A 13,160-nucleotide genomic window follows, 5' to 3' on the forward strand; every position below is an offset into this window, starting at 1 on the left:
CCAGGTCCCTCCCTCGATGATCAGTCGAGAACTATCGCTCCTGACGGAGCGATAGTCGAGATACAAGGAGCTGCCGCAGGCTGCGATCTTTTGACTTAAGGCAACTCCAGCCCACCGGCCGCCTTATGCAAGGCTCGCAGGTGTTCGCCCAGCTGTTTGATGTTGGCCTCATTCGCCGCGATCTCGGCGGCTCGGCCTGGTTCAAGCAGCGCCCTGACCTCTTTATCCAGATCGCCGGTCAACACCTGCAATTTCTTTTGCCGAGAGCTACTTTCCGACTCCAGGCGTTTCCATTCATTAGGCTGTGGCAGGCCGTACCCGCCCCTGTCGAGCAGTTCTGCCGGACGACTGAGGAAACCGCTGTTGGCGAGAATCTGCTTCAAGGTCTGATTGGCCTGGTCCATGCCGCCGTTTTTCAACTCGCGGGCATCCAGGTAACGTTGTTTCACTTCATTCTGGGCGAGCAACAATTGCTGGCGGAAACTCGCCTGCTCCAGCAACAGCAGTGCTGCGCTGGTGCGCAGGTCGGCCTGCTGAAACCACGGGCGACGCTCTGCGGCCGTCAGCGCCAACCAGTCTTCAACCTTGTCCTGTTTGATCGGCAGGTGCTTTTTCAGCACCTCGAACATCGCTTGATAGCGATCGCGGAACGAGTCGAAGCGATAGCCCAGACGCAAGGCCTCGCGCGGATCGTCGAGCACGCTGGTGTCCGCCAGCCCGCGGGCCTTGAGTATTTCCAGCAAACCGTTGGGCATGATGCTGTCCAGGCCGATCAGCTGTGGATTATTACTGCCACTGCGCAGTAGCTTCAGGCTCTCGACCGCACAGTTGTTGGACAGGAAGAAGTAATTACCGTCGTAGCTCCAATGCATCTCGGCGGCGTGTTCGACCAGCTCTCCAATTTCACTGCGCGACAGATTGAGCGGCACCGAGGCCAGACTGCGCAGTTCGGTCTTGGTGTATTCGTCGATGACTTGCGACAGCGGCAACACGAAGAGTCGCGATGGGTACTTCCCGACCAGACCATCCCAGCTCGACAGTTGTACGTCACCGACAAAGGCGCGGTAGGACAGCACCAGGGAGTATTCCAGATCCAGTCGACAGTCCGGCCCGCGTGGGCGACCGGGTGCGCAGATCACCAGCCGCAACATGCTGTGACCCCAGCGACTGACCAGATTCTGGTTGGCTTCGGCGAGCAGGTAATCGACGGAGTAGACCCGCTCCGGATCGACCTGCCCCAGCGGTTGTTTGGCAAAGTCGTTGCCCGCGTTCAGGAAGGAGAAGGACGTGGCGCAATTGTCTTTGGCCGGCGGAGCCCAGCCAAAGTGTTCCTGGTAATAGCGGTACAGCGCCGGACGGCGGCAGGCATAGCTCGGGTCGAGGAGGAAATACTCCATGTTGACCGCGACGAACTCCTTGGGACTGCTCGTCTCGTAGAGGTCCGGGGTGCGGGCGATCTGACGGTTGTGCTGTTCGCGTTCACCGCGTCGGCCGACGTATTGCGGCCAGCCGGCAAGGTCCAGCAAGCGCGGGTTATCGCTCAGGGTGAAACGACGGTCAGTCTGGCCACGGCATTGATCGGGAATACCGACCAGGCCTGAGCTGTTGTTCTGTCGCGTACAGCGCTGGATCAGCAAACGCTCGGTACTTGTCCACAAGCGCGCACGGTCATAAATATGCGTGAGTTCATGCAGCATTGTGGCGAGCATTTCGCGGCGTACGGTGCCGTGGGGGCGATTGGTTTTTTTCGTCGCGGCGCTGCCGTCGACCAGCCCCTTGAGCAGGTTGCGATTGAGGTCCACTTCAGACACCAGAGACGCCTCTCCGTAGGCGTTGCCGGGCATTTCGTCGGTCCAGCCAACATCAATCCGGCGGTCCAGTTGCTCAATGAAGCGCGGCGGCAGTGCCTGCATTGCTTCATCCAGCAGTGCCTGGCTGGCCTGTTGCTCTGCCGGGCTCAGACCGTCGGTCTTGAGGCGTAATTGCAGGCTGGCCTGAGCCGTGCTGCAAAGCAGCAATACGATCCCGGCCATCAGCCAGGCGGCTAGTGTATTCACAGTGCGAGGATGGCTTCGGCGAGTACCTGATCACTGGCGTCGCGGGCTTCCGGCACGCGGGTGCGCAAGGTATCGAAAGCGGCTTCCAGATGTGCGCCACGGATATCGCCATTGCTGGCGACAAAACTGGCCGTGTCGTCATGGGCTTCGCGCACGACTTTCAGGTCACGAATCGAGGTGGTGGTGTCGGAGGTGAAATCGAGTGTGCGCCGGGAGGCGCGGATGATCATGTTACTGGTGGCTTCCAGGGTATGTGCCTGGGCCACATCGGCCAACAGCAACAGGCCAAGGGTGGCAGCAATCAGCGGGCTACGCATGGAACGACTCCGGAAGAACGGGATAACTATTGGACGAGAATTGCCTGTGCCAGTTCAAGGTCACTGGCATGAAGTTTTGGCTGGGTCTGGCGCAGGTAAACCAGCGCGGACTCCAGTTGCGCTCCTCGCAGTTGACCGTCACTGGCAATGAACGCCGCAGCATCATCGTGGGCTGCGAGTAGCAGTTTATGGTCGAAGGGTGCGGAGGTCACCTTGCTTGTCGCATAAGTGGTGACGACGAGGTTCTGCGTCGACAGGTCCAGGGCGTGGGCCGGGCTGGTCCAGCAGGCAGTGATAAACAGGGATGTGATGAATGGTTTTGAAAGAAAATGCATGAGGCTCGACGGCTGGAAACGAGCCTCAAGGCTAGCGTAATGCTCGGGCCAGAGCCAGCGCTGAGGAAACGGGGCCCATTGTGAGAGCTCCCGTTTTCCGAGGTCGATCAGATGGCCAGAATGGCTTGAGCCAGCTGTGCGTCAGTGGCTTTCAGCTGTGGAGCCTGTGTATGGATGTAGTCGAGAGCACTTTCCAGGCGGACGCCGCGGATGGCGCCTTCGCTGGCCACGAAACTGGCAGCGTCGTCACGGGCGGCGCGAACGATCTTCTTGTCCCGCAGCGAAGACGAGAGGTTGGTTGTGGCGTCGGAGCTGTCCTTGAGTGCACCGACGACAGTGTCAGTGGTGATAATGAAGCTGGAGGCATGCGAATTGGCAGCCACGGCCAGCAGGGCTGCGGCGCTGAGCAGACGAAGACGGGACATGGGGTAACTCCTGTGAATAAACCATAGATAGTGGCGCCAAGAATAACGCTGGGTAGCCACTGCGCGTTGCAAAACGTCTGAGGGATCAGACGTACCCTGCGCAGGGCTCGCCACGTTGTCTTCGGATATTAGGCCGTTGTTCAACCGATCGAATAGCCCTGTTACCCCATCTAGACACCGTTAGCGCCAAAAAGGTTTGTCCAGTTCGACCAGTCGATCAGAGTGGCTGATACCTATGTCAGACAGCTGCTGTTCATTAAGTTGCGCCAGCTGGCTGCGGCTGCGCACTCTTTCCATGCTTCGACCGATAGCGGCGATCAACTGTGCCATCCGCGTGAGTAAAGACGGCCGGCGAGTACGCGGGAGCGAAATATCAAGTAACCGATTCATGGTGTATTCCTCGCGGAGGGGCCGATTAAACAGCCTTGGGACACCATCTTGGTCGCTTCGCCGTCGCCGGAGCAGCTACACCAGTGTTAAATTGTACTGGTTAAGTTGTGTATTTGTTTTAACTGTATCTGTCATGCGATTACCCTTCTGTACCGCCTGTTTTCCAGCCCTGAAACGACAAAACCCGTCGTGGTTTCCCACGACGGGTTTTGTGTGTGCAATTCGGGGTGCTGGCGGTGGACCCGGTGGGTCAGAGCCAGCGACGCTAATTTAGCGCCAGAACGGCTTGCTCAGCTCTTCGTAGCGTTGTGCTTCGCTAATCCCGGCGTCAGCCAGCAGACGCGAATCCAGACGAGCCAGTTGGTGGCGGCTGGAGATGCGGCGCTGCCACAGCATCAGGTTGGCGATAACGCGAAGAGGCATGGAAGCCTGGGATTTTGCAGCGTTGTCTTCGAAGAACAGTTCGGAACTGAGTGTACGTTCCATGGTTGACATCCTTCCGCTTATGGCGGGATTAGGTAGTGGTTTAACTGATGCCAATGATCCTCTCGTTTGGCCAGTCTCTCTAGATACAGTTCACCTGTATTGTGAGGGACCAGTTAACTGTTAATAGGTGCTGTACTGCTCGAAAACGAGGCAACTGTACCTGTCGGCACTTTAATGGTGCATTTTTAGGTGTTTGGCTTGAAAGTGTAGGCAATTACGGTAGGAAATGACCGGTACAGCAGTACAGTTTTTTCAGGAAACAAGATTGGCAATGGCGAGCTGACGAAATTGTGTTTGCGTCAGCTGCCATCTGTATCAATCACACGGGGAGCATTCTGCCGGTTTCTTCCAGGCTGATGTGCCAACTGAGGGCATCACGCAGGATGTGCGGGGTGTGTCCGCCGACGGCGCAGGCCGCCTCGAAGTAGGCATTCAACGCTTCGCGATAGTCCGGGTGCACACAGTTGTCGATAACCACCCGCGCTCGCTCCCGTGGCGCCAAACCACGCAAGTCGGCAAGGCCGATCTCGGTAACGAGGATATCGACGTCATGCTCGGTGTGGTCAACGTGGCTGACCATCGGCACCACGCTGGAAATCGCCCCGCCCTTGGCAATCGACTTGGTGACAAAGATCGCCAGGTGCGCGTTGCGGGCAAAGTCGCCGGAACCACCGATGCCATTCATCATCCGCGTACCGCAGACGTGGGTGGAGTTGACGTTGCCGTACAGATCGAACTCCAGCGCCGTATTGATGCCGATGATGCCCAGGCGGCGAACGACTTCGGGGTGGTTGGAGATCTCCTGCGGGCGCAGCACCAGTTTGTCCTTGTAGCGCTCCAGGTTGTCGAACACATCGGCATTACGGCGGCTCGACAGGGTGATCGAGCTGCCCGAGGCGAAGCTCAGTTTTCCGGCGTCGATCAGGTCGAAGGTCGAGTCCTGCAGGACTTCGGAGTACATGGTCAGGTCTTCGAACGGCGAGTCGATCAGCCCGCACATCACTGAGTTGGCGATGCTGCCGATACCTGCCTGCAGTGGGCCGAGCTTGTTGGTCATGCGCCCGGCAGCCACTTCCTGCTTGAAGAAGTCGATCAGATGATCGGCGATGGCCTGGGTGTCGCTGTCCGGCGGCAACACCGTGGACGGCGAGTCGGACTGATTGGTGATGACGATGGCGACGATTTTTTCCGGCGGTATCGGGATGGCAGTGCTGCCGATGCGGTCGTCGACCTTGACCAGCGGAATAGGCGTGCGGGTCGGACGGTAGGTCGGGATATAGATGTCGTGCAACCCTTCCAGATTCGGGTTGTGCGCCAGGTTGATCTCGACGATCACGTGTTTGGCGAAAATCGCGAAGCTGGCCGAGTTGCCGACCGAGGTGGTGGGAACGATGTGGCCTTGCTTGGTGATAGCGACTGCTTCAATTACCGCGATGTCCGGCAGCTTGAGTTGCTGATTGCGCAGTTGCTCCACGGTTTCCGACAGGTGCTGGTCAATGAACATCACCTCGCCGGCGTTGATCGCCTTGCGCAGTGTGCTGTCGACCTGAAATGGCATGCGGCGGGCCAGCACGCCGGCTTCGGTCAGCTGTTTGTCGAGGTCGTTGCCCAGACTGGCGCCGGTCATCAGGCTGATTTTCAGCGGCGTGACCTTGGCACGTTCGGCCAGTGCACGGGGCACGGCCTTGGCTTCGCCGGCGCGGGTGAACCCGCTCATGCCGACGGTCATGCCGTCCTGAATCAGAGCGGCAGCGTCAGCGGCGCTCATTACCTTATCCAACAACGAAGGCAAGCGGATACGATCACGGTACATGGATTATTATCTCGGGCAACGGAAGCAAGATGCTCAGTCTAGTGATTTCAAAAAAAATCGCCCCGCTACCATGGTCGAATGCCGGCCCCTGATTTAGAACCTTTGGTCGGGTTTGCGCAGTTAATCTTGTGTGCAATAAAAAACCCCAGCCTACAAAGGCCGGGGTTTTTGGTCTTGCTGCTTGCGCAGTCTTTATTCGACGGCTTTAACCATGTCTTCGATGACTTTCTTCGCGTCGCCGAACACCATCATGGTCTTGTCCAGGTAGAACAGCTCGTTGTCCAGACCAGCATAACCGCTGGCCATCGAGCGCTTGTTGACGATGATGGTCTTGGCCTTGAAGGCTTCGAGAATCGGCATGCCGGCGATGGGCGATTTCGGATCGTTCTTCGCCGCCGGGTTGACCACGTCGTTGGCACCGAGCACCAGTACCACGTCGGCCTGACCGAACTCGGAGTTGATGTCTTCCATCTCGAACACCTGGTCGTAAGGCACTTCAGCCTCGGCCAGCAGCACGTTCATGTGGCCGGGCATCCGACCGGCAACCGGGTGGATCGCATACTTCACGGTCACGCCACGGTGGGTCAGCTTCTCGGTCAGCTCTTTAAGCGCGTGCTGTGCCCGTGCTACCGCCAGGCCGTAGCCCGGAACGATGATCACGGTGTCGGCGTTGGTCAGCAGGAAGGTTGCGTCATCAGCTGAGCCGGATTTCACCGGGCGGGCTTCTTTCGAACCAGCCGGGCCCGCCGCGTCTGCATTGTTGCCGAAGCCACCGAGCAGTACGTTGAAGAACGAACGGTTCATCGCCTTGCACATGATGTACGAAAGGATCGCACCGGACGAACCGACCAAGGAGCCTGCAATGATCAGCATCGAGTTGTTCAGCGAGAAGCCGATCCCCGCCGCTGCCCAGCCGGAGTAGCTGTTGAGCATCGACACCACGACCGGCATGTCGGCGCCGCCGATCGGGATGATGATCAGCACGCCCAGCACGAAGGCCAGCGCCAGCATCAGGGCGAAGGCGCCGAGGTTGCCGGTCATCATAAAGGTGATGCCCAGGCCCAATGTCGCCAGACCCAGCAGCAGGTTGATTTTGTGTTGGCCGCCGAACTGTACCGGTGCGCCGTGGAACAGGCGGAACTTGTACTTGCCCGACAGCTTGCCGAACGCAATCACCGAGCCGGAGAAGGTAATGGCACCGATGGCCGCGCCCAGGAACAGCTCCAGGCGGTTACCGGCCGGGATCGAATCACCCAGTTGTTTGACGATGCCCAGAGACTGCGGCTCGACCACGGCTGCGATGGCGATGAACACTGCTGCCATACCGATCATGCTGTGCATGAAGGCGACCAGCTCTGGCATCTTGGTCATTTCAACGCGTTTGGCCATGATCGAACCGGCGGTGCCGCCGATCAGCAGGCCGACGATCACGTAACCAATACCGGCGGTGGCCAGCTCAGAGCCAAGTTTGAACACCAGGCCGACGGTGGTGACGATGGCCAGCGCCATGCCGAGCATGCCGTACACATTGCCGCGCCGCGACGAGGTCGGGTGCGACAGACCCTTCAGGGCCTGGATGAAGCAGATCGACGCGATCAAGTAGAGCGTCGTTACGAGGTTCATGCTCATTACTTGGGCGCCTCTTCTTTTACGGCTTTCGGGGCTTTTTTCTTGAACATCTCAAGCATTCTGCGGGTCACCAGGAAGCCACCGAACACGTTTACTGCAGCCAAAGCCACAGCGAGGGTGCCCATGGTCTTGCCCAGCGGAGTCACGGTCAGTGCCGCTGCCAGCATGGCGCCGACGATCACGATCGCCGAAATGGCATTCGTCACCGCCATCAACGGCGTGTGCAGCGCGGGTGTAACGTTCCAGACCACGTGATAACCGACATAAATCGCCAGCACGAAGATGATCAGGTTGTAGATACCGGGGGAGATAAGCTCTTCCATCGTCTGAATCCCTGCTTAGGCGTTTTTGCGGATGACTTGGCCGTCGCGGCACATCAGGCACGCGGCGACGATGTCGTCTTCTAGGTTGATCTGGAATTGACCTTCGGGTGTGAAGACCAGCTTCAGGAAGTCCAGCAGGTTGCGGGCGTACAGAGCCGAGGCATCTGCACCGACCTGTGCTGCCAGGTTGGTCGGGCCGGCAATAGTCACTCCGTGCGCGACGATCACTTGGTCGGCCACGGTCAGCGGGCAGTTGCCGCCCTGCGCGGCTGCCAGGTCGATGACCACCGAACCTGGTTTCATCTGCGCTACAGTTTCAGCGCTCAGCAATACCGGTGCCTTGCGGCCGGGAATCAGCGCGGTGGTGATGACGATGTCGGCTTGCTTGGCGCGCTCGTGCACGGCCAGGGCCTGACGTTGCATCCAGCTGGCTGGCATAGGTCGTGCGTAACCGCCGACACCGACGGCGCATTCGCGCTCTTCATCGGTCTCGTACGGGACGTCGACAAACTTGGCGCCGAGGGATTCGATCTGTTCCTTCACGGCCGGACGCACGTCGGATGCTTCAATCACCGCGCCCAGACGCTTGGCGGTGGCGATCGCCTGCAAGCCTGCCACGCCAGCGCCGAGGATCAGCACGCGAGCGGCTTTCACGGTGCCTGCTGCCGTCATCAACATCGGCATGAAGCGCGGATAGTGATGGGCGGCCAACAACACGGCTTTATAGCCGGCAATGTTGGCTTGCGAGGACAGCACATCAAGACTTTGCGCGCGGGAGGTGCGCGGCGCCGCTTCCAGGGAGAACGCGGTAATGCCGCACTCGGCCAGTTTGGCAATGGTTTCATTGCTGAACGGGTTGAGCATGCCAACCAGCACGGTACCGCGTTTGATCAGGGCCAGTTCGCTGTCGCTGGGTGCGACAACCTTGAGAATCAGCTCTGCGCCAAATGCATCGTTGGCGCTGCCAATCATTGCGCCTGCCGCTTCATAAGCACTGTCGACAACGCTGGCATTAATGCCGGCGCCGCTTTGCACAGTGACTTTATGACCCTGGCCGATCAGCTTCTTGATGGTTTCCGGGGTTGCAGCAACCCGCGTTTCACCGGTCTGGGTTTCGAGAGGAACACCAATGTGCACGTCAAATCTCCTGCTTGATCTTATTGCTTTCGATCTTTCTTAGAAGGCCAGCGCACTGCGGAGGGTGCGGCTGGGGCGGCCGATCAGCACGATCCCGCCGTATTTCGGGCGGGGCGCGGCATTTTGCAGGCGAACTTTGTGGCCTTCAAGGGATTATGACGGGTGACGGAAAATTAACTACAAGTCACCCCGTGACCGAATGTCGCAACTAACTGCTTCAATCCCTTGTAACCCGTGCCTTGTAAGGTTTTTTACCGAAATTCAAGAATTTACACATCGGCTATGTGAATGATGCGGTATTGCTTCGAATTAGCACCTCAAAGCCACGCCGTTAGGCGCTTGTGGGACGATTGTGCTTCCTGCGGATACAGTCTGCTTAAATGCGACAATTAGTTATATCTGTAGTGCTTTAATTTTACTGACTACGTGGTCAATTAGTGGCGGATAAGCCCTGTCCTTCTAGGTTGTAGCTGTGTGCCTGGTTAACCAGCCAATCGCGAAATGCGCGTAAAGAGGCTGATTCGACCTTTCGGTCAGGAATCATCAGGTAATAGGCCTTGATGCTCGACAGGGCCTGAGGGTTGGCAATCACCAGTCGTTTCTCCGCCAACTCACGCTGAATCAGGAACGGTGGGATCAGTGCGATGCCCATGTCATGCATCGCTGCCTGAGCCAGCATGGAGAATAGCTCGTAACGCGGACCTGTCATGTCGCGGGGGACATTCAGGTGCTGTGAGTCGAACCACTGGCGCCAGGCGTAAGGGCGAGTGGTCTGTTGCAGCAGCGGCAGGTCGGCGATCACTTCGGCGCTGAGGTATGCGCGATCACCGAGCAGTGCCGGGCTGCACACCGGCATCGGATTTTCACCCATCAGCCTGTGGGATTCGGTGCCGGACCAATCGGCGTCACCAAAGTAGATCGCGGCGTCAAAGTCGGTGTCGGCAAATAGAAAGGGGCGCGTGCGGTTGGTCAGGTTCACCGTGACTTCCGGGTGTTGCTGCTGGAAGTCCTTGAGTCGTGGCAACAGCCATTGAGTGCCGAAGGTTGGCACAACCGCCAGTTCGATGACATTGGCGCCCTGCTGGCCCATCACCGACAGCGTGTCTCGCTCAACGGCATCCAGCTGGGTTGCGACGCGTCGGCTGTAGGAAAGCCCTGCTTCGGTCAGCTTCACGCCGCGTCGTGAGCGTCGGAACAGTTCAACGCTGAGGAACTCCTCCAGGCTGGCGATCTGTCGGCATATTGCTCCTTGGGTCAGCGATAGCTCTTGAGCAGCCTTGGTAAAGCTTTCATGTCGGGCTGCCGCTTCGAAGCTGATCAGTGCGGCAGTGCTGGGTATCTTCCTGCGCATGTACGGCAACCTCACTAATAGTTTGCATAGATGCCGTTTAAGGCCATTACGGAGTGAGAAATTAGCACAACAGTATGCAAAATCCTCGTTTGCCCAATACAGAAACGGCGCCTAGGATCAGTCCACGATATTTGACCTACTTCGCGAGGACTCTCTCATGGCCGGTAAAGCTAGCTTCAACTGGATCGATCCCCTGCTGCTGGATCAACAGCTCACTGAAGAAGAGCGCATGGTGCGCGACACCGCCGCTCAGTTTGCTCAGGACAAACTGGCGCCGCGTGTTCTGGAAGCTTTCCGTCATGAGAAAACCGATCCGGCGATCTTCCGCGAAATGGGCGAGATCGGTCTGTTGGGTGCGACCATTCCTGAGCAGTACGGCGGCAGCGGTCTGAACTATGTCAGCTACGGCCTGATTGCCCGTGAGGTCGAGCGCGTCGATTCTGGCTATCGCTCAATGATGAGCGTGCAATCTTCGTTGGTCATGGTGCCGATCAATGAGTTTGGTACCGAAGCGCAGAAACAGAAGTACCTGCCGAAACTGGCTACTGGTGAGTGGATCGGATGCTTCGGTCTGACCGAGCCCAACCATGGTTCCGATCCGGGTTCGATGATCACTCGTGCACGCAAAGTGGACGGCGGCTACAGCCTGACCGGCAGCAAGATGTGGATCACTAACAGTCCTATCGCTGACGTATTTGTGGTGTGGGGCAAGGATGATGCTGGCGATATCCGTGGCTTCGTTCTGGAAAAAGGCTGGAAAGGTCTGAGCGCGCCGACGATCCACGGCAAGGTCGGTCTGCGAGCCTCCATCACTGGCGAGATCGTGATGGACAACGTATTTGTTCCCGAAGAGAACATCTTCCCGGATGTCCGCGGTTTGAAAGGCCCTTTTACCTGCCTTAACTCTGCACGTTATGGCATCGCCTGGGGCGCTCTGGGTGCGGCGGAGTTCTGCTGGCACACCGCTCGCCAGTACACCCTGGATCGTCAGCAGTTTGGCCGGCCTTTGGCTGCGACCCAGTTGATCCAGAAGAAACTGGCGGACATGCAGACTGAAATTACCATGGCTCTGCAAGGCTGCCTGCGTCTGGGGCGTATGAAAGATGAAGGCACGGCTGCAGTCGAAATCACCTCGATGATGAAGCGCAACTCTTGCGGCAAGTCGTTGGACATCGCCCGTATGGCTCGCGATATGTTGGGTGGTAATGGTATCTCCGACGAGTTCGGTGTTGCTCGTCACCTGGTCAACCTTGAGGTGGTAAACACCTACGAAGGGACTCATGACGTTCACGCGCTGATCCTGGGTCGCGCGCAGACCGGTCTCCAGGCGTTCTATTAATAGGAGAGCGGCCATGGGTGCGTTATCACATTTGCGGGTACTGGATTTATCGCGAGTATTGGCCGGGCCTTGGGCCGGGCAGATCCTTGCGGATCTCGGCGCCGAGGTTATAAAAGTCGAGCGTCCGGGCAATGGCGATGACACTCGTGCCTGGGGGCCGCCCTTCCTTAAGGACGCTTACGGCGAGAACACCAGCGAGGCCGCTTATTACCTGTCGGCCAATCGCAACAAGCAGTCGGTGACCATCGACTTTACTCAGGCCGAAGGTCAGCGTCTGGTTCGTGAACTTGCGGCGAAGTCCGACATCCTGATCGAGAACTTCAAGGTCGGTGGTCTGGCAGCCTATGGGCTGGACTACGAAACGCTCAAGGCGATCAACCCTGATCTGATCTATTGCTCGATCACTGGCTTCGGCCAGACCGGTCCTTATGCCAAGCGTGCTGGCTATGACTTCATGATCCAGGGGCTGGGTGGCTTGATGAGCCTGACCGGTCGCCCTGAAGGTGATGACGGTGCCGGGCCGGTGAAAGTCGGTGTGGCGTTGACGGATATTCTGACGGGACTCTACTCGACGGTAGCGATTCTGGCGGCGCTGGCTCATCGGGAGCATGAGGGTAGTGGTCAGCACATCGACATGGCGCTGTTGGACGTTCAAGTGGCGTGCCTTGCTAACCAGGCGATGAACTACCTGACTACCGGTATTGCCCCCAAGCGCTTGGGTAACGCTCACCCGAACATCGTTCCCTATCAGGACTTTCCGACGGCGGACGGTGATTTCATTCTGACGGTGGGTAATGACGGGCAATTCCGCAAGTTCGCGGAAGTGGCTGGTCAGCCGCAGTGGGCGGATGATCCTCGGTTTGCGACGAACAAGCTTCGTGTGGCGAATCGTGCGGTACTGATTCCGCTGATTCGCCAGGCAACGGTCTTCAAGACTACCGTCGAGTGGGTGGCGCAGCTGGAACAGGCGGGTGTGCCGTGCGGGCCGATCAACGATCTGTCGCAGGTGTTTGCCGATCCGCAGGTTAAGGCGCGTGGTTTGGCGATCGAGCTTCCTCATGCGCTGGCTGGGTTGGTGCCGCAGGTTGCCAGTCCCATTCGCTTGTCCGAGACGCCGGTGGAGTACCGCAGCGCCCCTCCTCTATTGGGTGAGCACACGCTTGAGGTTCTGCAGCGAGTGCTGGGTCTTGAGGCTGCCGCGGTTGCTGCTTTTAAAGAGGCTGGAGTGCTCTGATGGTTCCTTCTATATAGGAGCGGTGTTTTCCCTTCCTATATAGAGGGGAAAACGCTGTTTTTTCGGCTTTCCGCAACTCATTGATAGAAAAGCCAAATTAAGTGTTGACGGCAGATTCTGGAAGTCTATAATTCGCCCCACTTCCGGCGCAGTCGAAACGGAAAACTCCTTGGTAAACAAAGAGTTATGCAGTTTTCGGCAGCGGTTACGCTTCAGTTCATCGAAGCCTGAAGGAGTTGGTAAGGCAGTGTGTTTTCGCCTTATTAACGGTTCGATCTTCTCGGTCGAAAGCGGAGAAAAAGAGGTGTTGACAGCAGCGAGTAA

General features: G+C 58.0%; 14 protein-coding genes. 2 read left to right on the forward strand and 12 right to left on the reverse strand.

All coding sequences use genetic code 11. From position 1 onward, the window contains the following. Positions 1-95 precede the first annotated feature (95 nt). From ACIPIN_RS28285 to ACIPIN_RS28335, 11 genes are all read right to left on the reverse strand, one after another. Entirely contained in the window at positions 96-2,033 is a 1,938-nt protein-coding gene (locus tag ACIPIN_RS28285) for a DUF4105 domain-containing protein (RefSeq protein WP_401124687.1), read from the reverse strand. A gap of 20 nt (positions 2,034-2,053) precedes the next feature. Further along, complete coding sequence (locus ACIPIN_RS28290) at positions 2,054-2,374, reverse strand: DUF2388 domain-containing protein (protein ID WP_401124665.1); 321 nt, start codon at positions 2,372-2,374, stop codon at positions 2,054-2,056. Positions 2,375-2,400: 26 nt separating this feature from the next. Then, positions 2,401-2,709 (reverse strand): DUF2388 domain-containing protein, encoded by a 309-nt coding sequence (locus tag ACIPIN_RS28295; RefSeq protein ID WP_401124666.1) that lies wholly within the window; start codon positions 2,707-2,709, stop codon positions 2,401-2,403. A gap of 107 nt (positions 2,710-2,816) precedes the next feature. Next, complete coding sequence (locus tag ACIPIN_RS28300) at positions 2,817-3,134, reverse strand: DUF2388 domain-containing protein (RefSeq protein WP_123427845.1); 318 nt, start codon at positions 3,132-3,134, stop codon at positions 2,817-2,819. A gap of 180 nt (positions 3,135-3,314) precedes the next feature. Continuing rightward, complete coding sequence (locus ACIPIN_RS28305; protein ID WP_123427843.1) at positions 3,315-3,524, reverse strand: DUF1127 domain-containing protein; 210 nt, start codon at positions 3,522-3,524, stop codon at positions 3,315-3,317. 270 nt (positions 3,525-3,794) lie between these two features. Continuing rightward, positions 3,795-4,010: a DUF1127 domain-containing protein gene (locus ACIPIN_RS28310; RefSeq protein ID WP_401124669.1), complete on the reverse strand. Its 216-nt coding sequence runs from the start codon at positions 4,008-4,010 to the stop codon at positions 3,795-3,797. Positions 4,011-4,329: 319 nt separating this feature from the next. Next, positions 4,330-5,823 (reverse strand): acetyl-CoA hydrolase/transferase family protein, encoded by a 1,494-nt coding sequence (locus tag ACIPIN_RS28315; RefSeq protein ID WP_401124671.1) that lies wholly within the window; start codon positions 5,821-5,823, stop codon positions 4,330-4,332. Between the two features lie 192 nt (positions 5,824-6,015). Next, positions 6,016-7,452 carry an NAD(P)(+) transhydrogenase (Re/Si-specific) subunit beta gene (locus tag ACIPIN_RS28320; protein WP_401124673.1) on the reverse strand — a complete coding sequence of 479 codons (1,437 nt, stop codon included), beginning with the start codon at positions 7,450-7,452 and terminating at the stop codon, positions 6,016-6,018. Beyond that, complete coding sequence (locus ACIPIN_RS28325) at positions 7,452-7,775, reverse strand: NAD(P) transhydrogenase subunit alpha (RefSeq protein WP_003187010.1); 324 nt, start codon at positions 7,773-7,775, stop codon at positions 7,452-7,454. Before ACIPIN_RS28325 ends, ACIPIN_RS28320 begins: the two co-directional genes overlap by 1 nt. A gap of 15 nt (positions 7,776-7,790) precedes the next feature. Then, a complete protein-coding gene (locus tag ACIPIN_RS28330; RefSeq protein ID WP_401124675.1) occupies positions 7,791-8,912 on the reverse strand; it encodes a Re/Si-specific NAD(P)(+) transhydrogenase subunit alpha in 1,122 nt (373 codons plus the stop codon). A gap of 430 nt (positions 8,913-9,342) precedes the next feature. Next, entirely contained in the window at positions 9,343-10,263 is a 921-nt protein-coding gene (locus ACIPIN_RS28335; protein ID WP_401124677.1) for a LysR family transcriptional regulator, read from the reverse strand. Positions 10,264-10,420: 157 nt separating this feature from the next. Here ACIPIN_RS28335 and ACIPIN_RS28340 point away from each other — a divergent pair, with 157 nt between their 5' ends. Further along, the gene (locus ACIPIN_RS28340) at positions 10,421-11,602 is read left to right on the forward strand and encodes an acyl-CoA dehydrogenase (protein WP_401124680.1); all 1,182 of its coding nucleotides are present in this window, start codon (positions 10,421-10,423) and stop codon (positions 11,600-11,602) included. 13 nt (positions 11,603-11,615) lie between these two features. After that, positions 11,616-12,836: a CaiB/BaiF CoA transferase family protein gene (locus tag ACIPIN_RS28345; protein WP_401124682.1), complete on the forward strand. Its 1,221-nt coding sequence runs from the start codon at positions 11,616-11,618 to the stop codon at positions 12,834-12,836. Positions 12,837-12,845: 9 nt separating this feature from the next. Here ACIPIN_RS28345 and ACIPIN_RS28350 read toward each other — a convergent pair. Then, positions 12,846-13,160 (reverse strand): hypothetical protein (locus ACIPIN_RS28350; RefSeq protein WP_401124685.1); only part of this gene is annotated, 315 nt, incomplete at its 5' end.

Origin of the sequence: Pseudomonas sp. NPDC087697 (assembly GCF_044743155.1) — a bacterium.
Lineage (GTDB): Bacteria > Pseudomonadota > Gammaproteobacteria > Pseudomonadales > Pseudomonadaceae > Aquipseudomonas.